18 protein-coding genes and 1 tRNA gene are annotated in these 18737 nt (G+C 67.2%); 12 read left to right on the forward strand and 7 right to left on the reverse strand.

The annotated features are described in order from the left end of the window. Nucleotides 1-79: 79 nt before the first annotated feature. Nucleotides 80-152 (forward strand) — tRNA-Glu (locus ETD83_RS28215). On the opposite strand, the gene ETD83_RS46120 is transcribed toward ETD83_RS28215, so the two are convergent. Further along, nucleotides 115-1227: a recombinase family protein gene (locus ETD83_RS46120; RefSeq protein ID WP_407921529.1), complete on the reverse strand. Its 1113-nt coding sequence runs from the start codon at nt 1225-1227 to the stop codon at nt 115-117. The genes ETD83_RS28215 and ETD83_RS46120 overlap by 38 nt on opposite strands. Here ETD83_RS46120 and ETD83_RS44915 point away from each other — a divergent pair. Further along, a complete protein-coding gene (locus tag ETD83_RS44915) occupies nt 1174-1647 on the forward strand; it encodes a hypothetical protein (protein WP_230421246.1) in 474 nt (157 codons plus the stop codon). The two genes, ETD83_RS46120 and ETD83_RS44915, sit on opposite strands and share 54 nt — an antisense overlap. 523 nt (nt 1648-2170) lie before the next feature. Here the strand turns inward: ETD83_RS44915 and ETD83_RS28225 are convergent. Further along, the gene (locus tag ETD83_RS28225) at nt 2171-3055 is read right to left on the reverse strand and encodes a TRM11 family SAM-dependent methyltransferase (RefSeq protein ID WP_138648244.1); all 885 of its coding nucleotides are present in this window, start codon (nt 3053-3055) and stop codon (nt 2171-2173) included. Beyond that, complete coding sequence (locus ETD83_RS28230; RefSeq protein ID WP_138648245.1) at nt 3052-3954, reverse strand: hypothetical protein; 903 nt, start codon at nt 3952-3954, stop codon at nt 3052-3054. Before ETD83_RS28230 ends, ETD83_RS28225 begins: the two co-directional genes overlap by 4 nt. Nucleotides 3955-4897: 943 nt before the next feature. On the opposite strand from ETD83_RS28230, the gene ETD83_RS28235 reads away from it, so the two are divergent. From ETD83_RS28235 to ETD83_RS28270, 8 genes are all read left to right on the forward strand, one after another. Next, nucleotides 4898-5776 (forward strand): RNA polymerase sigma factor, encoded by an 879-nt coding sequence (locus tag ETD83_RS28235; protein ID WP_138648246.1) that lies wholly within the window; start codon nt 4898-4900, stop codon nt 5774-5776. Between the two features lie 322 nt (nt 5777-6098). Beyond that, entirely contained in the window at nt 6099-6413 is a 315-nt protein-coding gene (locus ETD83_RS28240; protein WP_205717932.1) for a pilin, read from the forward strand. A gap of 59 nt (nt 6414-6472) precedes the next feature. Then, a complete protein-coding gene (locus tag ETD83_RS28245) occupies nt 6473-8083 on the forward strand; it encodes a hypothetical protein (protein WP_138648247.1) in 1611 nt (536 codons plus the stop codon). Continuing rightward, on the forward strand, nt 8080-9045 hold the full coding sequence (locus tag ETD83_RS28250; protein ID WP_138648248.1) for a PrgI family protein: 966 nt from the start codon (nt 8080-8082) through the stop codon (nt 9043-9045). The genes ETD83_RS28245 and ETD83_RS28250 overlap by 4 nt, the downstream gene beginning before the upstream one ends. Before the next feature lie 154 nt (nt 9046-9199). After that, nucleotides 9200-11005: a VirB4 family type IV secretion system protein gene (locus ETD83_RS28255; protein WP_230421247.1), complete on the forward strand. Its 1806-nt coding sequence runs from the start codon at nt 9200-9202 to the stop codon at nt 11003-11005. Then, complete coding sequence (locus tag ETD83_RS28260) at nt 11002-13458, forward strand: type IV secretory system conjugative DNA transfer family protein (RefSeq protein ID WP_138648249.1); 2457 nt, start codon at nt 11002-11004, stop codon at nt 13456-13458. Before ETD83_RS28255 ends, ETD83_RS28260 begins: the two co-directional genes overlap by 4 nt. After that, on the forward strand, nt 13458-14372 hold the full coding sequence (locus tag ETD83_RS28265) for a replication-relaxation family protein (protein WP_138648250.1): 915 nt from the start codon (nt 13458-13460) through the stop codon (nt 14370-14372). The genes ETD83_RS28260 and ETD83_RS28265 overlap by 1 nt, the downstream gene beginning before the upstream one ends. Beyond that, nucleotides 14363-15316 carry a C40 family peptidase gene (locus ETD83_RS28270; protein ID WP_230421248.1) on the forward strand — a complete coding sequence of 318 codons (954 nt, stop codon included), beginning with the start codon at nt 14363-14365 and terminating at the stop codon, nt 15314-15316. Before ETD83_RS28265 ends, ETD83_RS28270 begins: the two co-directional genes overlap by 10 nt. Before the next feature lie 79 nt (nt 15317-15395). Here the strand turns inward: ETD83_RS28270 and ETD83_RS28275 are convergent, their stop codons facing one another. From ETD83_RS28275 to ETD83_RS28285, 3 genes are all read right to left on the reverse strand, one after another. After that, nucleotides 15396-15845 (reverse strand): hypothetical protein, encoded by a 450-nt coding sequence (locus ETD83_RS28275; RefSeq protein WP_138648251.1) that lies wholly within the window; start codon nt 15843-15845, stop codon nt 15396-15398. Nucleotides 15846-15951: 106 nt separating this feature from the next. Continuing rightward, a complete protein-coding gene (locus ETD83_RS28280; RefSeq protein WP_138648252.1) occupies nt 15952-16272 on the reverse strand; it encodes a hypothetical protein in 321 nt (106 codons plus the stop codon). 180 nt (nt 16273-16452) lie between these two features. Then, the gene (locus ETD83_RS28285) at nt 16453-16692 is read right to left on the reverse strand and encodes a hypothetical protein (protein WP_138648253.1); all 240 of its coding nucleotides are present in this window, start codon (nt 16690-16692) and stop codon (nt 16453-16455) included. 151 nt (nt 16693-16843) lie between these two features. Between ETD83_RS28285 and ETD83_RS28290 the strand changes: the two genes are divergently transcribed. Together ETD83_RS28290 and ETD83_RS28295 are read left to right on the forward strand one after the other, a co-directional pair. Then, complete coding sequence (locus ETD83_RS28290; protein WP_138648254.1) at nt 16844-17662, forward strand: helix-turn-helix domain-containing protein; 819 nt, start codon at nt 16844-16846, stop codon at nt 17660-17662. After that, nucleotides 17659-17865 (forward strand): DUF397 domain-containing protein, encoded by a 207-nt coding sequence (locus ETD83_RS28295; RefSeq protein ID WP_138648255.1) that lies wholly within the window; start codon nt 17659-17661, stop codon nt 17863-17865. Before ETD83_RS28290 ends, ETD83_RS28295 begins: the two co-directional genes overlap by 4 nt. Before the next feature lie 179 nt (nt 17866-18044). Here the strand turns inward: ETD83_RS28295 and ETD83_RS28300 are convergent, their stop codons facing one another. Then, nucleotides 18045-18530, reverse strand: coding sequence for a hypothetical protein (locus ETD83_RS28300; RefSeq protein ID WP_138648256.1), 486 nt, complete (start codon nt 18528-18530; stop codon nt 18045-18047). Between the last annotated feature and the right edge of the window lie 207 nt (nt 18531-18737).

Genomic DNA, 18737 nt, shown 5'->3' on the forward strand with positions numbered 1-18737 from the left:
GGCTAACCGTTTGCGCGACGCCCCGCCACGTCCTCTACACTTGACCAGGTCTAGTGGCGACCATCTCCGCCATACCCGGGCCCCCTTCGTCTAGCGGCCTAGGACGCCGCCCTTTCAAGGCGGTAGCGCCGGTTCGAATCCGGTAGGGGGTACAACAAGCATGGGTGCGGGGGTGCCGTCGCCGGGCGGGGTTTGGGTCGCGGTTAGTGCCTCTTGGGCGGCTCGCTCCTGGGCCTGGATCGTGGACGCCGTGAGTGTGATCCGGCAGTCGGCGACGTTGGTGCGCCAGTCGTAGCGGATCTGGAGCCGGAACGCCTCGAACAGCTTCCGTTGTAGGGCTTCGGGGATGGTGTCCAGATGAACCGGTCCCGCGGGTAGCAGGTCGAGCAGTTCTGGACTGGGGCGCGCTGGCATGGCCTGCTCCAGCTGTTCGAGTTGAGTGATCCTGGTGTTGCGGTCGTTGCTGAGTTCCGCTGATCGGGTCCGGATGTCGTTCACGAGGTCGGTGTCGCCGTCCATGAGTTCGAGGTTCTGGACGAGACGGCGGCGGCGGCTTTCGATGTCCTCGATGACTCGGCGAACCGCGTCTATCCGGTCTTGGTGCTCTTGGAGGGCGAGGTCCTCGGCCTCGGTCAGCATCGTGCCCAGGTGGGCCTGACGGTGCTGTCCGAAGACGTTCACGGCGAAGAAGTCGGACAGGCCGTCCATGAGGTGGTCTTCGCGTATCCAGTAGCTCTTCGGGTGTCCCTCGGGGATGTACCCCTTGGCGGGGTCGCAGACGTAGTAGACGGTCTCGTGGCGATATCGCCCGCGCAGCCTGTGGTCACACCAGGTGCAGGTCAGGAACGAGCGGAGATGATAGGTGCGCTTCGAGTCGGGGTGGGCGGTGTTGGCCTTCGAGCCGTTCCTTGACCCCTTCCGTGTCATGGCGACCTTCTGCGCCTCGATGAAGGTCTCCTTGGTGACGAGCGGTTCGTGGGTTGGGACTTCCGACCAGACCCACGCCTGTGGCGGATTCTGCTTGCCCCCGCCCGACTTGGTGGCGCGGCGGTTCCAGACCATGTAGCCGGTGTGCTTGGGGTTGGTGAGCACCTCCCGGACGGACGAGGCTGTCCAGCGACCAACGGCGCGGGCGGGATCGACTGGCGACGGCGGCGGATAGCGGTCCAGATCTTGGTTGAGCCGGTCGGCGATGGCCTTGTAGCCCAGGCGTTCTTCGACCCGCAACGCGAATATCTGCGTGACGACGGGTCCGTGGAGTGGATCGGGCGTGAGCTTGTGTTTCGCGGCTCCTTCGGCACGGCGAGCAGGAACAGGGTGAGGGATGCGGAGCGCCTTGTAGCCGTAGGGCGGTTTTCCGACGTTGAAGCCTTGGGTGGTGTGGGCCTCGAATCCACCCCAGGATTTCTCCAGCAGTTCCAGGACGTACCACTCAGCGACGCCTTGCTTCACGCGCCGGGTGAGGACCTGCGTGGCGCGTTTCCCGTTGAGGTTGATCGGTTCGTCGGAGGCCAGGAGGGGCACGCCTGCCTCTTCGAGGCGGTTCTCAATGAGCGTGCCGACGTAGGTTCGGCGGGCTATCCGCTCGATCGATTCGCAGATGACAACGTCGAACCTGCGGTCGGGGCGCTCCGCCTCTTCCAGTAGGTCCTGGACACCGCCTTCTCTGGGCACTGGGATATCGAACCGTTCGTGCCCTCGTCCGTGACCGCGGTCTTCGAGGCGCTTGCGGCCCGACTCGATGTCGTAGAAGTGGGCGACGATCACCGCCTGGTCTGGCAGGGCGGTCCTGCAATTGTCGAGTTGCCGCGGGATCGACAACGTCGGGTCCTGCTGGTCCTCGGTAGAGGTGCGTCCTGCGAAGGCGACCCGCAGTGGCCCAGGGGCGCGGAATCCGCCGCCGGGTCCGGTCAGCCTTCCCCTGCGCTCGTCTCGGGTGCCGGTCGCGAGGACCTCGAGGGGGATGGGGGCTGTGTGGACAGCCATTGCAGTACCTCCTTGATCGCGCGTGCCTGGGCACGTTCCAGATGTCCGGCCACGTCGCCCTCGGCGGCGACGATCGTCCACTCGAATCGGGGCCGGAGGCTGGTCATCTGCCGTCCGTCCGTTCCCCGTTCGGGGTGGACACATGGACGCTCGACTTGATCACTGCGGTCAAGTCCAGCCGGACTCATCGGCGGCCTCTGGCCTGCTCGGAGATCGGCTGGAACACAAGGAGGTCTTCGTGGGCGGTGGCCATGGCGGGGATGCCGCGTTCGCGGAGGCGGCGGGCCTCGATCATTTGGAAGAACGAGGCGCGGGTGACGATCTGACCGTCGCGGAGTCCGCACAGCAGGGCGGCGAACCTGTCGACCAGGACCAGGCCATGTTCCTCGGCGGTGGTGACGACCTGGCCTGGCAGGTCGACGAGTTCTCCAGCGACGCGGAACGGCCGGACGGTGACGGCGATGACTCCGCCGGGGCGGAGCAGGGCCGCGGATCCGGTGAGGATCTGCCCGAAGCCCGCGACGAGTTCGGCGGTGGGGCGGTGGGCGAGGTTGCGGCGGTCGGTGGAATAGCGGTGGTGGGACTTGTCGATCTTTCCGCCGCCGTTGTCCCTGCCGGTACGTACCTGCCCGTGAGTGGTCGCCCCGTAGGGAGGCGAGGTCAGCACGAGCGCGGCGGTACCGGTGAGCTCGGCGAGCGCGGCGGCGATGTTGCGGGCATCGCCCTGGACGACCTGGCCGGTACCGGTGGCTCCTTGGGTGCGGGCGTGGCGGAGGTTGCTGGCGGCCGTCTGCGCGAAGTGGGCCTCGTATTCCATCCCGGTGGTGTCACGTCCCTGGTGGACGGCCTCGACGAGGGTGGTGCCGATGCCGCACATGGGGTCGATCACCAGGTCGCCGGGCTCGGTGTAGGCGGCGATGACCTGGGCGGCGATCGCGGGAAGCATCTTGGCCGGGTGCGCCATCGACTCGGGCGTGTAGCGGCCCTTGCGCTGGACCCGTGAGGGTTGCTGACCAGTGAGCAGCACAGATGACAGCGTGCGGGTCCCGGTGTCGCTGCTCGTGCTCATCGGCCACCTCCCTGGCCGCTGCCGCCCGGTCGGGTGAGCAGGCACACGTCGGCATGCACGCGCGCCGCCGGAGGCAGAGCCCGGGAGCGGATGTCGCGGAGCTGGCCAAGGCTCCCGGGGCCGGCCTGGATGAGAAGGGTGTCGCCCTCGACCGGGACTCGGACGGCGATGATGTGCTGGCTGTAGCGGAACCCGGCCTTGCGGGCCTCGCGGATGATCGCTGGAGCGGGGTCGATGAGGTGCCCGTTGCGGTGCCGAGCCGTGGTCACGACCGCGAGGTGACCTCCCGGACGCAAGATCCGGTAGGCGGCCGGCAGGAACGACTGAGAGTGAAAGGCGCTGTCGGTCAGGACGTCCGACAGGCAGGCAGAGCACGCTCCTCGTGCGCGCCTCGCCCTTGATTCGGCGATATGGCCTCCGGCCATGGGCGGGGCCGCGATCACTAGCGCCACCTGTCCGGAGTGGTCGGCGATACCGCGGTGCATCTGGTCGGCGCGACAGGGCCGCATCGCAACTCGGCCGAGCTGTTCATGCGGCAAGTGGGCGCGCAGTTGCGCCCCGATGTGCTGGGCGAGCGGGAAGTGCGGGACGCACCCGACGGCGCGGCGGTCAAGGCTGGCCGCTGTGCGCAGGGTCGCGGAGTTGGTGGTGAACGCCTCGGCGATCACATCGTGTTCACCGGTGGTGGTGGCGATGAGGTGGCGCGCGAGTCCGGAACTGATCGTGCCGAGGTGCCGTTCACAGGTCCAGGTACGCGCTGCCCGGTGGGCGGGGCCGTGGCAGGGCTGTGCGTCGTGGGTGGGCTGGTCGGTGGTGTCATCCGGGCAGAGCCAGACGGTGAGCGGCAGGAGCTGCCGCGCACCGCTGGCCGGTGTCGGCGGCTTGTTGGTACTGGTCATGTCGGGTGACCCGTGATGGTCGCCCGGTCCCCTGTCTCACTAAGTAACTGACCGCGCCCTCTCAGACCTTGGACAGTCTCGGGACAAGCTTCCTCGGATCATCACCAGCGGCGCTTCGCGCTATCTCCCCAGGTCAGAAGTCATCCCCGGTGGGGGTTTAGCAAGGTCACGCACAACATCACAGTGGAGAACAGTCCGATGCTCTGGGGCTGCACAGGACCTTCAAACCCTCTGATCCAGCGCTTCAAAGATTCCGCCGCCTCAAAAGTTCTTGAATGTTGTCGTGCAACATGGCAGAGTGACACGTGTCAACTTGCTAGGTAGCATCAGTTGAGTACCCGTAAGGAGGAAGAAGAAAGAAGTGGGGCGCTTCGGCCCGCGGAGGCTCTGCACCCCGGTACACCCCTAAATCTTTGACCTGACCAGAAGGAGCAGTCGCGACATGAGCTCACGGCGAAAGCATGGTTCAGCCACGAAACAGGTTCGAACATCAGATCGGGAGCCTTTGCCCCGGAGGGGGCATCTCATCTCCACACGGACCTACGTAATCTTGATCAGCGCGGGCGGCGCGGCCTTACTGGCGTTCCAGCAACCTGGAGCGGCTGTCCCTCTCGGGATCGCCTTGGCCGTCATCACCTTCCTCGCTCACGTCATCGGCGACTAACCAGCCTGGCTTGCCCTATGAGGCTTCGGTGGTCTCACATGGACGGTGCCACCGAAGCCGGGGTTTGAGGCTTAGAACTTTCTTGACCGGGTGGTGTCGCGCGCACGTGTTGATGCTGGTCAGCGGCGATCTGAACACCTGTACGCGCTTGACCTCTGGCGGCTGACGCCGTGTACACACGAGCAGCGGACCGTGTTTTCGCTGGTCACAGCGATTGTGTACAGATCATGAACAGATTCGGTCGCGAGCGGGTGCCGAGCATCTGTTCATGATCTGTACATGGCCTCTGGCGGGATGTCGGTGACCGATTCACCGACCGACCTCTCGGGGGTTCCCATGGCCACCACCATCACCGTTCGTCCGGCCGACCGCTCCGCCCGCCGCACTGGCACCGAGACGGCCCACGTGCTGGACGTCGCGGAGACGACGTTCAATCTGCTGACGCGCGGCCCGGCTCCGCTGTCGGTGGACGGCGCGGCGCTCGGGCACGGACTGCCCGCACGCCCGATCGCGCTGGACGAGCTTCGGGCGATCCTGCTGCACCCGTCCACTGGGCAGGACTCGCGCGACGCCGCGTGGAAGGAGCTGGTGCAGCGCGCTCGCCGCGAGGGCTCGTCCTGGGTCGTGGGGTGCGTCGGGGTCGCTCTGCCTGGGTTGAAGGCGGTCGTGCGGGACCGGCTGCGTGGCCTGAGCCACGAGCGGGGGACGGGCACTTCGCGCGTGGCCGGTGACCTGCTGTCGGCGTTCCACGAGGCGCTGCACCAGATCGACCTGGAGCAGTCCCGGATCGCACAGCGGCTGGTGTGGCGGTCGGCCAAGGCCGTCGAGCGCGCCTACCAAGCGCGCGTGCAGGTGATCCCGGTGGACCCCTGCACGCTGGCAGAGGTCAATCCTGCCGCCGCTCCGGCGGACGGTCACGTGGACCTGCTGCTGAGCTCGGCCGTCCGGCAAGGCGTCGTCACCTCGGACGAGGCCGAGATCATCACCATGACCAGGCTGGAGGGCGTAGAGCTGGCCGGCCTCGCCGAGCGGCTCGGCGTGACGTATGCGGCCTTGGTGAAGCGCCGCAGCCGCGCCGAGAAGCGCCTGGTCGCCGCGATGCGTGACGGAGGTCTGCGCGACGACTTCGCATCGCTGATGTCCAACACCGGCGTGTGAGCTGTCCAGTTACTTGGTGAGAGTAACCCGGGGTTGATGACGAGGCCGGGCCGGATGATCACCCGGTCCCCATCCGTCCGACCATCCGCCGAGTGCCCTTGCTGAAGGAGGACACCCGCAAGGCCCGGCCCGTCTCACCCCGCGGTACTTCACCTTCGGCCGGATCTCCCATCCGGCCAGCCTGCTTCCACTCACCGCGTCATGTTCCTGCCTGGAGGGCTGCCCGTTGTGCATCTGCCCTTTGCCCGATCTTCTTCCTTCCCGGCGCCCCAGTGTCAGCGCTGGACGCCTCGCCGCTGCGGTTCTGCTGTGGTGCACTGGCGTGCTGCTGTGTGGTCTGGTGGTCGCCGCAACGCTGGCCTCGGTGGCCGAAGCACATACCGTCTCCGGCGTCCTGGCGGCCGATAACCGCCTTCAGCAGGTCATCACCAACTTGCGCAACGTCATCGTCGGCCTTCTGGTCGCGCTGGCCACGCTGTTCGCCACGATTGGTGGGGTCCGCTACCTGCTGGCCGGAGGCGACCCCGGCGAGGCCGAGGCCGGGAAGCGCACGCTCCGCAACGCAGCAATCGGCTACGGCATTGCAGCGCTCGCCCCGGCCCTGGTGCAGATCCTCAAGTACATCGTCGGGTCCTGATCGTGCGCATTCGGATTCCGAGGCCACCGCGACGGCGAAAGCGAGTTGTCATCGCTGCCGTGCTCTTGGCCGGATCCAGCGTGATGGCCCTCGCTTCCTACACCACCGCCGAAGCTCGTCCGGACACGGTGCCCGCCAGCGCCTTCTCGACGGTCAGCCATGCTGCCGCGCCATCCGACCCTGCGGACCCGGAGGACGATGGCACCTCCAATGACGACCAAGGCAGCGGAGACGCCGAAGGGGACGAGGAGGACTGTTCCTGGGTTGATCTCCCCTGCCGAACCACGCAGGCGATCACCGGGTGGTTCCAGGCGCTAGCCCGTAGCGCGCTCAAGCCGACACTCGACTTTCTGGCGGATACGCAGCTTGCCACCCCTGAGATCGGCTCGACCCCGATGAAGCAGGCCGAACTGGTGTGGGGGACTTCGCGGACGATAGCCAACACGTGCTTCGTCCTGATGGTGATGATCGCCGGTGTAATGCTCATGTCCGGTCAGACACTCTTCGGAGCGTCCACGCCCGGACCGGCCGTCATACGCCTCATCGCCGCGTTCATCGCAATGAACACCAGCCTCATTCTGATCGACTACGCCATCCAGTTCGCCAATGGATTGGCCCGGTCGATTTTCATGGGCGGCGCCGACCAGATCGACCCGGACGAGGCGGGACGACTTTTCGCTGAAGGCGTGCAGGCGTCCATCGTCACCCAAGGCCACTTCTTCGCCATACTCATGCTGGTAGTCGTCGTCCTGGCTTGCATCCTGGTCTTCGTCTACGTGATGCGACTGGCGATCATCATGGTGCTCATCGGTATCGCACCGATCGCACTCATGTTCCATGCGCTGACCGTCACCGATGGCCTGGCCCGCCTTTGGTGGCGAGGGTTCACCGGCGCACTGGCGATTCAGGTCTGTCAATCCTTCGTGTTCATCACCGCCCTGCGGTTGCTGCTGTCTCAGCGCGGCGACGACAGACCTTCCTTCGCGATCCCGACCGACCAGACGGAGCTGGTCGATCTGATGCTGGTGATCGCGTTGTTGTACATCTTGACTTGCATTCCCCGATGGGTCGCGCGCACCGTCTGGCAGCCCGCCCAGCCGCGCATGCTCGGTCAGATCGTCCGGTCGTTCATCGTCTACAAGGGTGTCGGAGCCGCGCTGGGAGTTGCTAGCAAGGCAATGCGTGGTGGAAAGGGAGCCCACGCCGCCACGGCGGCCGCTGGGCACGGTCGCCCGTGGCCCGGTGGCGGTGGACCGCGCTGGCACGGCGGTTCGCACGGTGGCCCGTCGGGCGGCCCGTCCGGTGGGCCAGCGCCGCGCCCTGATCGCGGCCCGGGGCACGGCCCCCGGTGCGACGGACGGCGCGGTCCTGACCGTCGGCGCCGGCCCCGCCCCGGTTCCCCGAACGGGACCCGCAGCGGCCCACACGGGGCCGGACACGGCGGTCCCCAGCCGGGCGCGGCCCCCAGGACCACCCCGCATAGCCCACACGGTCCGCCCGTCCCCGGCCGGACCGGCGCAGGCAGCCCTGCCCGGCCGCACCCGCGCATACCGACGCAGCCGCCGACCAGCCCCTATCGGCGGGCTGAGAGTCCACGCCGTCCAGCATCACGCAGTTTCGTGCGGCTGGATCCGCCCCGCAGCCGCCGCCATGGCAGGAGAAGCCGTTGAACGACGATCACGAGCCGCTGTCGGCACGTATCCCGTCTGACGTCGAGCAGCCAGACAAGATCATGTACGGGCTCACTACGCGCCAGCTCGTCATCCTCGGTGCAGCCGCCTTGATCGCGGCGCTGGTTTTCGTCTCTTTGTCGCCTCTGCTGCCGGTCGCCGCGACGGCGGGGGTGTGCTTCCCGGTGGTCGCGGCCGGGTTCTCGATGGCCCTCGGCCGCCGTGACGGCATGGGCCTGGATCGGTTCGTGCTCGCCGCCATCGACCATCTTCGTCGGCGACGCATGCTCGTCGCCGCTCCCGAAGAGATTCCGGAGGTGCCGGCGTGGTGCAAGGTCCGCGGCCGGATGCCGGGCGCCTTGAGGTTCCCTGTCCACGCCGTCCGCCAAGACGGCGTCATGGACCTGGACGGCGAAGGGACAGCGGCACTCGTCCGGGCAGGGACGATCTCATTCGGCTTGCGGACGTCCGCCGAGCAAGCCGCACTCGTCGGCTTCTTTGGTCGGTGGCTCAACTCGCTTGAGTCTCCGGTGCAGATCCTCATCCGAGCCCGCCCCGTCGATCTGTCCGACCTCGCCTCGCGGGTGGCGCAGGCCGCTCCGAATCTTCCACACCCGGCCCTGCAACAAGCCGCCAAAGACCACGCGGCCCACCTCGACGAACTAGGCGGCTCTCGAACCCTGCTAGTGCGGGAGGTGCTCATCGTCGTACGCGACCGGCCCGCTCCAGGTTCGGGACGCAAAGCACGCACCCGCGAGGCGAGCGCCACCCTCGTGGCCCGTCGAGCCAACGAAGCCGTTCGCACATTGGGTGGCGTCGGCATCACGGCCGAGTCCCTGGACGCGGACGCCTGCGTCCAGGTGCTCTCGGACGCCTTCTCGCCCGGCTACGAGCGGCCCGCTCCGCCCCCTGACCTGGACCAGCCCATCACCGCCCACCCTGCCAGAGGAGCCTCCGTATGACCCGCGCTCATCGCAGAACAGGCGACGGGCCATCAACAAGCTGGCCAGCGGGCTGCGCCGGTGCGCACCGGGCATGCGCGGTGAACTCGCAGCCGTCGAACCCACCGCGACAGCACAGGCAAACGGGCACCCCCGTTTCTCAGGTGGTGGCCTGGTGAAGCTGTCTGCATTCGCTCGCTCCGCCATTAGCTCGGCTGTGCCTACCAACGAAGACGACAAAGACCGGCCGGTCGGCGTAGGTGATCTGCTCGCGCCCTCAGCGCTCCGCGTGAACGCGTCGTCCCTGGAGATGCCAGACGGCTGCTGCGCGTCGTTCGCCATCACCGGATACCCGCGCGAGGTCGGCGCAGGCTGGCTGGAACCACTCCTCACCTATCCCGGACGACTCGACGTCTCTCTCCATGTCGAACCGATCCCGCCGATGATCGCCGCACAACGACTCCGGCGACAGCTCGCACGCCTGGAGTCCAGCGCCCGGGCCAATGCCAAGGCAGGCCGACTGGCCGACTTCAGCGCCGAAGCCGCCGCCGACGATGCCGCCGACCTGGCCTCGTCGCTCGCGCGCGGAGACGGCCGCCTCTTCCGAGTCGGCCTCTACCTCACCGTGCACGCCTGGGACACCGCGGAACTGGAGGCCGAGGTCCAGCAGGTCCGAGCCTTGGCCGCGTCACTATTGCTGGACGCGCAGCCGACGACCTTCCGTGCCATGCAGGGCTGGGTCTCGACGCTGCCGCTCGGAACGGATGCGATCAGGCAGCGCCGCACCTTCGACACCAGCGCGCTCGCCGCGTCATTCCCGTTCGCTTCGCCGGACCTGAACGCCCCTACTGGCTCCAACGAGGTGCTGTATGGGGTGAACGTCGCCAGCTCGGGCGTCGTCATGTGGGACCGGTTCGCCCAGGACAACCACAACTCCGTGGTGCTGGCCAGGTCCGGTGCGGGCAAGAGTTACTTCACCAAGCTCGAAGCACTGCGCCTGCTGTACCACGGCGTCGAGGTGTCGGTGATCGACCCTGAAGACGAGTACCGGCAGCTAGCCGAGATCACCGGCGGAACCCACATCGCCTTCGGTGCCCAGGGCGTGACCTTCAACCCGTTCGACCTGCCCACCGACCAATCTGGAGACGTCCTGATACGGCGGGCCCTGTTCACTCACACCCTCGTTGCCGCGATGCTCGGCGAGCCGTTGACGCCAGCAGCTCGGCCCGTCCTCGACCGCGCCGTCCTGGCCGCCTACGCGGCGAAGGGCATCAGCTCCGACCCCGCCACTTGGACGCGCCCGGGACCCCTGCTGGCCGATCTGGTCGAGCAACTCGCCATCAGCTCCCATCCCGAGGGTGTCGCCATCGCTGACCGACTCAGCCCATACGTCGTTGGCTCCTACAAGGACCTGTTCGCCTCTGCAACGACCACTCGCCCGGACGGGCATCTGCTGGTGTTCTCGCTGCGCGACCTGCCGGAAGAGGTCAAGTCCGTCGGGGTACTGCTCGCGCTGGACGCGATCTGGCGCAAGGTCGCCAATCCCGACGACCGACGCCCTCGCCTGGTCATCGTGGACGAAGCCTGGATGCTGATGAAGGAAGCCGAGGGCGCCCGCTTCCTGTACCGGCTTGCCAAGTCTGCGCGTAAGCACTGGGCGGGGCTGACGGTCGTCACCCAGGACGCCGCCGACCTGCTGGCGTCCGACCTCGGACGCGCCGTCGTGGCGAACTCAGCGACTCAGATCCTGCTCCGGCAGGCACCCCAAGCGGTTGCGGCGGTAGGCGAGGCGTTCGGCCTTTCCGAGGGTGAGCGCGCCTTCCTGCTTTCGGCCGAGCGTGGCGAGGGCCTCCTCTGTGGCGGCAACGCCGGCGATCGGGCAGCCTTCGCCGCCATCTCGTCACCCGCAGAACACAAGGCCGTGACCACGGACCCTGCCGAGTTGCTCGACTACGGAAATGAGGAGGCCGACCCGCTGTGACCACCGCCCTCACCGACGGGTCATGGACAGAGATCTTCGACCAGACCGAGCGAATCCCCGTCCTGGTCGCCCAGACCGCCCCCGTGGCTGCCGTCGCCCTCGGCACTGGCGCCATCACCTTCACTGCCCTACGGGCCCTAGTTAGACGTTGGCGGGCACAGCGCTTCGCACGCGACGCACGGCTGGTCACCGTTTCGGTACCGCCGCAGGTCGATCCGGCAAGCGCGCCCGCGTGGTGGGCCCACCAGACGGGCTTGCTCACCCCGGCCTGGAAGCGCTGGATCTTCGGATCACCGCATCTGGCGTTCGAGTACGTGGCCGACGCCGCCGGTGTACGCATCCAGATCTGGGTGCCCGGCCTTGTACCACCAGGAATGGTCGAGGAGACGATCCGCGCGGCCTGGCCGGGCGCCACCACCAAGACCAGTCCAGCGGCACCGCCGGTGCCCTTCGATGCCGCTGCCACCGGAGGCCGACTCGTCCTGGGGCGCAACGACTCCTACCCGCTGAAGATCGCCCACGACACCGACCCGCTCCGTTCCCTCCTCGGCGCGGTAAATGGCCTCAAACCGGCCCAGCACGCTGCTGTCCAGATTCTCGCCCGTCCCGTGACGGGGCTGCGGCTGGCGCGCGGCTACCGGTTCGCCGCGGCACTTCGCGGGGGACGTTCCACATCCATTCGGAGCCTCCTCTTCGACCTCGTCACGCCCGGATTCCGTTCCAGAGCCACGTACGGCTACTCGGCACAAGCCGCCCGGTCGACTGCGCATCCCGAACGCGCTGAGCAAATCCGCGCAGTCTTGGCCAAGGCCGCGCAACCGCGCTTCGAGGTCGACATCCGTTACGTCGTCGCCGCGCCCGATCGTCCCGGCACTGAGAAGTGGCTCCGCGGACGTGCGCACGCCGTCGCTTCGCTCTCCGCCCTCTACGCATCTGGACACCAGCACCTGCGCCGCCGCCGACTGCACGATCCCGCCACCGTCTTGAACTCCCGGAGACTCGGACGCAGCTACCTACTCGGAGCGGCCGAACTGGCGGCGCTTGCACACCTGCCGCACGACCCGGACGCACCCGCCATCACGCGCGCAGGAGCGCGTCCCGTCGCACCATCACCGGACGTGCCGACCGCTGCAACCCCGGCGTCGGGGCCTGTGCGCGTCCTGGGTGATGCCGACGCTGGCCACCCCCGCCCCGTGGCGGTGCCGGTCAGCGGGGCCAGGCAACACGTCCACGTCCTCGGGCAGACCGGCGTCGGCAAATCAACACTGCTCGCCTCACTCATCCTGGCCGACGCCCGCGACGGCAGAGGCGCCCTAGTCATCGATCCAAAAGGCGACCTCGTCAACGACGTCATGGACCGGCTCCCTCGCCGTATGGCCGGGCGAACCGTGGTGTTCGATCCATCCGACACGGCATCACCGCCTTCGGTCGGCATCTTGTCCGGCCCAGATCCGGCGTTCGCCGTCGACTCGGTGGTGTCGATCTTTCATCGCTGTTTCCGATCGTCCTGGGGACCACGCTTGGACGACCTACTGCGCTCGGCCTGCCTGAGCCTGATCCACGCTTACGGACCACGCGCAACGCTCGCCCAAGTTCCCCAGCTTCTCACCGACGCCGCCTTCAGAGCGCGCGCCGTCGGACGGCTCACCGACGACCTCCTGCGCGGATTCTGGGCGGGCTACGACGAACTCTCCCCGGCTGGGAGGGCGGCCGCGATCGGTCCCGTGATGAACAAGCTCCGTGCTGTGCTTCTTCGCCCGTTCGTCCACCAAGCCCTGTCTGCCACCGGATCAACCATCGACCTCGCCCGCCACCTCGACCGCGGCGGCCTCATCCTGGCCCGCCTCCCCAAAGGCGTCCTAGGCGAGGACGCTGCCCGTCTCATGGGCTCCTTGCTGCTCGCCCACACCTGGCAAGGCATCACCCGCCGCGCCGCGCTCCCCGAGGACGAACGCCCAGACTCGGCCGCCTACATCGACGAGTGTCACAACTTCCTCAACCTGCCGGGCTCGGTCAGCGACATCTTGGCCGAAGCCCGCGGCTACCGGCTCTCTCTCGTCCTCGCGCATCAACACCTCTCCCAACTACCCAAGGACCTCCGCGACGCGGTCTCGGCTGACGCCCGCAACAAGATCTACTTCGCCGCCTCACCCGAAGACGCCGGAGACCTCGCCCGACACGTCGGCCCCGTCCTGTCAGCTCACGACCTCGCCCACCTCGGCGCCTACCAAGCCACCGGACGACTCGTCACTGCCGGCCAGCCGACCCAGGCATTCACCTTCCGCACCCGTCCGCTCGGCGAGCCGTTCCACGGACGCGCTGACGAGATCCGCCACGCCTCACGCAAGCGGTTCACACCACAACCCACCACCGCCAAGCCCGTGACAGCCCCGACCAAAACACTCCTGCTCGATCCGCGCACCGACCACACCGCCGAGGAGGGCCACAAGTAATGTCCACCACCATTCGTCACCGTCGAGCCTCCGGCACTGCTGGACGCGCGGCCCCGGAAAAGCTCCTCGAACTGCGCCGACGACTCACCGACCGGGACCGCGCGATCCTGGAACTCGTCTGGGAACACCGCGTCCTCACCACCCACCAGATCGCCGCCATCTTCTTCACCACGCCGAGCAAGGCCCGCGACCGGCTCCTGCAGTTGTTCCGGCTCAACGCGCTGGAGAGATTCCAGCCGTGGGTGCCGGTCGGTGCCGCGCCGTTCCACTGGGTCATCGGGCCGCTCGGAGCGCAGTGCTTGGCCGCCTACCAGGACACCGACCCCGGCGCATTCGGCTATCGCCGCACCGCCGTCCTTCGGATCAGCCACTCCCAGCACCTCGCGCACCAGGTCGGCGTCAACGAGTTCTTCACCCGCCTACACAGGCATGCACGCCACGTCCCCCGTGCCCGCCTCGAGAAGTGGTGGCCCGAACACCGATGTGCCCAAATCTGGGGCGACCTCGCCCGTCCGGACGCCTACGGGCGATGGAGCGAAACACCTCGCAACGGCGACGGGCCGACAACGATCGACTTCTTCCTCGAACACGACACCGGCAGCGTCACCCTCGCCAAAGTCGCCGCCAAACTCAACGGATACGAAGCACTCGCTGAGTCAACCGGAATCAACACCCCAGTCCTGTTCTGGGTGCCCAGCAGCCGCCGTGAAGCCAACCTGCGCAGGCTCTTGGGAAAGCCACCCGTCCCCGTGGCGACCGCCGTCCACACATCTGCGGTCGGAAGCCCGGCCGACGCCATCTGGCTACCCGCAGGCCAGGACGGCCCCCGCCAACCACTGACCGCACTAGCAACCACGCAGCTCCAGCCATCGCCTCCCAGCATCCGTGAGACGAAAGACGGCCGTTGCCCGTAGTCGCCGGGCTGGTCGGCCTCGCCGTCATGGCCGCCGTCCTCGTTGGCGCTGTCAGCGGATCATCCCCAACACCCACCGAGTGTGATGGTCCACCGGTCGCCGGAATCCCGGCCAACTACCTCGCTCTCTACCGCAAGGCAGGAGCCCAGCATCGAATCCCGTGGGAGATCCTTGCCGCCATCGGCGCGGTCGAGTCCAACCACGGACGCTCACATGCACCCGGCGTCCGGTCAGGAGAAAACTATGCCGGAGCCAGCGGCCCCATGCAGTTCCTCTCCGGTACCTGGGCGGCGTTCGGGGCCGACGGTAACCACGACGGCAAGAGGGATCGCTACGACCCAGCAGATGCCATCCCCGCCGCCGCCCGCTACCTCCGGCATAGCGGCGCACCTCAGAAGATGCGCGCCGCCCTCTTGGAATACAACGACAGCGACAAGTACGTGAACGACATCCTCAGCCGTGCCCGCCGCTACAAGACCACGGACACCACCGCCAATCCACCGCCCGAATGCGCTCCAGGCAGCGCCATCACCACAAACAACGAAACAATCGAGAAGATCATCGCCTTCGCCATGGCGCAACGCGGCAAGCCGTACGTCTTCGGCGCCGCCGGACCCAACGCCTGGGACTGCTCCAGCCTCGTCCAAGCCGCCTACAGGGCCGCTGGCCTCACCATCCCGCGAACGACCTTCGCTCAATGGCCCTTCGGCGTCCGAGTTCCCAACAACCAGGCGCAACCCGGAGACCTGGTCTTCTTCAACTCCGGCCCCGGCACCTCCAGTAACCGCCCGGGCCACGTGGGCCTCGTTATCGCCCCGGGCAAGATGGTCGCCGCGCGCTGCTCAACCTGTCACCCAGCCATCGGCGTAGAAACCTACCGCCGCCAAGACTGGATCGGCACCACACGTCCCCTCCACAAGATCAAGAAGGAGGCGGGCCGATGAGGTTCGGGGCTCTGGGACCCTCCGGCCGGACGGGCACAGCACTATCGCGAGGGGTCATCCGCCCGGCCGGAGGGAGTCTCTACTCCTCGTGCGGCGGCACGTGGTGGTGTTCGTCGTCGTGCTCAACGGGAAATCCAGCACGCTGCAACGCATCCTCGATCTCGCGCACAAGGGCCGGTCCGATGCCCTTGGCGCCGTCGAGTTGTCCGGCCTCAGCCAGCCGGAGCACCTCGGCGACCGTCCGGGGAGGGATCGTGTCGTTCCAGGTCCAGAAAGAGGTGAGGGGGTTGTGGACGCGTCCCGGCAACCCGAGGCATCTGATTGGGCACTCGGGCTTGACCGGCCCGTCGTGCCCCGCATCGGTCTGATCGAGCTCGTCGAGCAACTCAGCGAACCTGCGCCGCACACCGATCACGGTCATCTCGACCGTGCCCTTGAAGAACCGGCCTTTCAGCGACTCGCGAATGGCCTCCTCGACCAGCGCACCGCAGACATCGACCGGAAGCCACCGACCTGCGTCGTGAGGCATCACCTACCTCCCAACAGAAAGCCGAGCACCCCGCCGACAAGCAGGCATGCGGCACCGTAGACGACGAGACTCGCGAACATCGCGTCCAGGTCGGCGGGGACGACGCTCACAGAGCCACCGCCGCGAGTTCGCGCGCGATCGTGTCGAGGGCCCCGATGATGTCGCAAGCGGGAGCGATGATGCGGCCGTCGGCCGCCCAGCAGAACCACCACCCGCCGTCGCGGAAGTCGCACCCGATCTCGGCCGTCCGGCGCGGTCCGCCGTACCGCACAACGCTCACCCAGGTCACGCCGCGCCGCTCGATCAGCCCGCCGGCCAACCCCCTGTACGCCTCCACGCCCTCGTGGAGCTCGGACAGGTACTCTCGCCGGTCGTTGCGCGGCGGCCCGTCCATGGTCGCCGCGTGCCGTCCCTTGTCGAAGCTCATCGGGTCACCTCACTTTGTGTTCGGGTTGTCTCGTCGGTGGAAGGGGCGCGGGCAGTGCACCCGGGGGGCGGTCGTGCACCGACCGCGCCGCCTCCCACCTCCCCCCTCTGGGACCGCGCCTATCAGATGCAGGGTCCCGCAACCGGTGACCAGCGCGGAGCCTCCCTGGCCCTCCGCGCGTCACCGGAACCTTTCCCACTTGCGCTCGGCGCGCTCGGCCTCCTCGACCAGCGCCGCGCGCAATCCCTCAGCCGTGGGACACATGACGGTCGGGTCGACACCCGCACGCGGGTCGTGCAGGCTCGCCACCCACTCACCCAGTGACCCATCTTTCCGAACCGCACGGAATATCCGATATCCGGAGAAATCTGCGCGCAGACGGGCCAGGTCGACATCGTCAGGATGCGTGCGAGTGTCCATATCGGAAATCCTTCGCGGACTGGTCTGCGGGAATGCGGTGACCAGCTTCACAGGCGGGGCTACGCTCGGGAAGTAGCCCAGTCCGACCCCAAGACGACCCCCCGCAAGATCGGCTGTACCGTCGATCAGGTCCAGCGATTCTGGAGGCGTGATGCCCGCTCGATCCGAGCCATACAATGCCCCCGCCATCGTCACTTTCGGAAGCGAGCAAACCGCATGGCGGGATGCCGCCGGACTTACTAAGCGGCAACTAGCCGAAGAGCTGGGGTTCGATGAGTCCTACGTCGGACAGATCGAGAACTTCAAGAACCTGCCGTCCGAGCCCTACGCCGATGCGTTGGACACATTCTTCAAGACCAACGGGGTATTTGGGCGTCTTCGCAAGCGCATTCTCGACACGCGCCACACGTCGATCCTGCCTCCGGGTTTTGTGGAGTACCTTGAGCACGAAGCGCGCGCAACGTCCTTCAAGAACTTCAGCCCCATCCTGGCCAACGGCGTGCTCCAACACGAGGACTACGCCCGCGCGATCCTCAGCACCTACTATCCGCCCGACGTGCTCGACCAGCGGGTCGCCGACCGAATGAAGCGCAAAGAGACGCTGGAGCGCACACAGGCATACTTCACAATGGACGAGTCCGTCCTGCATCGCATGGTAGGCAACGAACAAATCATGCGGCGCCAGCTTGAGTTTCTGTTGGAGCTCTCGGAGCAACCGAACGTTTCGATCGACATCATCCCGCAAAGCGTCGGCTACTATCCCGGCATTGGCGGAGAGTTCTATGCGCTCGGATTCGACGACGGCAGCAGTATCGCCTACACAGAGTCATCCGGCGAAGGTCTGCTGATCCAGGATCCCGCCCGTGTTGCCCGTCATGTCCTACGGTATGACTCGTTGCGAGGCCACGCGCTACCCGTGGACCAATCGCGGGAGCTGATTCGCCGAGTCATAGAGAGGCTTGAGGCATGAGGCTAGACCTGTCGGACGTTCGATGGCGCAAGAGCAGTCGCAGCGATGAGCACGGAGGGTCGTGCGTCGAGGTGGCCGGCGTCGCACCCATGATCGGCGTCCGGGACTCCAAGGACCCGGACGGCCCCAAGCTGATCTTCAACGCGGCCGACTGGCGCGCGTTCACCCACCGCGTGAAGACTGCTGACTACGACCTGACTTGACCCCCGGCACCCGACGAGCCCCTGTTCCCACCCACGCGGACCAGGGGCTCTTTGCATGCCCACCACCTGGACCTGCACAGTTGCCGCGGGAGAGCCTCTGAGCTGAGTCAACGTAAAGGGGGCGCATCTGACTCAGGCTCCGGTGAACTAGCTTGTAGATCTCAAGGTCGGAGGGCTGATTAGCGTCGGTTTCGACCGAGGTCGCGCTGCGGCACGAGCCCCTGGAGCTCGTCTCGAACGACTGCCCGAAGTTGTTTGCGGAGTTCGGCGGTGACGTCGCGGAGCTCCGCGTCGTGGGCATCCATCCAGTCCTCGGCGAGTTGGAACACCCGTTCGCTTCCGAAAGTCTGAACACCGATCAGCACGTCTATCGTCCAGTCAATGCGCTTGCCCCAGGGCCACTGTTCGTCAAACTGCTGAAGCTTGTCCTGATCGCCTTGGGTAACGTATTCGGCCCGTTTGCTCACTAGATCGATCCAGTGCAGGAAGGCGAAGTAGGCGTCTCTGCGTTCCTTGAGTAGTCGCGCCCGTTCCTCAGCCAGCTGATTATGTTCGACCATGCGCTCGGCATGGATACGACTCTGGGCTCCGGCAAGCCAGGTGAAACCCACTCCTACAGCGCCAGCGGCGCCGGTGGCGACAGGCGCGACCCACTCCCAAGCCATCTGACAAGCATCTCGTCCACCGCCGTCTCCAGGGGGAAGTTTTTTGAAGATGATCGCGGACGGCGGCGCGCACGGGGCCGCGCGGACGGCGGCGCGCACGGGGCCGCGCGGACGGCGGCGCGCACGGGGCCGCGCGGACGGCGGCGCGCACGGGGCCGCGCGGACGGCGGCGCGCACGGGGCCGCGCGGACGGCGGCGCGCACGGGG

It is taken from the genome of Actinomadura soli, from assembly GCF_005889715.1.
Taxonomy (GTDB): domain Bacteria; phylum Actinomycetota; class Actinomycetes; order Streptosporangiales; family Streptosporangiaceae; genus Spirillospora; species Spirillospora soli.

Excerpts from the sequence above, each read along its gene's own strand:
- ETD83_RS28285 (WP_138648253.1), bottom strand. The coding sequence starts at position 16,692 with ATGGACACTCGCACGCATCCTGACGATGTCGACCTGGCCCGTCTGCGC.
- ETD83_RS28280 (WP_138648252.1), bottom strand. The coding sequence starts at position 16,272 with ATGAGCTTCGACAAGGGACGGCACGCGGCGACCATGGACGGGCCGCCG.
- ETD83_RS28235 (WP_138648246.1), top strand. The coding sequence starts at position 4,898 with ATGGCCTCTGGCGGGATGTCGGTGACCGATTCACCGACCGACCTCTCG.
- ETD83_RS28265 (WP_138648250.1), top strand. The coding sequence starts at position 13,458 with ATGTCCACCACCATTCGTCACCGTCGAGCCTCCGGCACTGCTGGACGC.
- ETD83_RS28230 (WP_138648245.1), bottom strand. The coding sequence starts at position 3,954 with ATGACCAGTACCAACAAGCCGCCGACACCGGCCAGCGGTGCGCGGCAG.
- ETD83_RS28295 (WP_138648255.1), top strand. The coding sequence starts at position 17,659 with ATGAGGCTAGACCTGTCGGACGTTCGATGGCGCAAGAGCAGTCGCAGC.
- ETD83_RS28300 (WP_138648256.1), bottom strand. The coding sequence starts at position 18,530 with ATGGCTTGGGAGTGGGTCGCGCCTGTCGCCACCGGCGCCGCTGGCGCT.
- ETD83_RS28275 (WP_138648251.1), bottom strand. The coding sequence starts at position 15,845 with ATGCCTCACGACGCAGGTCGGTGGCTTCCGGTCGATGTCTGCGGTGCG.
- ETD83_RS28225 (WP_138648244.1), bottom strand. The coding sequence starts at position 3,055 with ATGAGCACGAGCAGCGACACCGGGACCCGCACGCTGTCATCTGTGCTG.
- ETD83_RS28290 (WP_138648254.1), top strand. The coding sequence starts at position 16,844 with ATGCCCGCTCGATCCGAGCCATACAATGCCCCCGCCATCGTCACTTTC.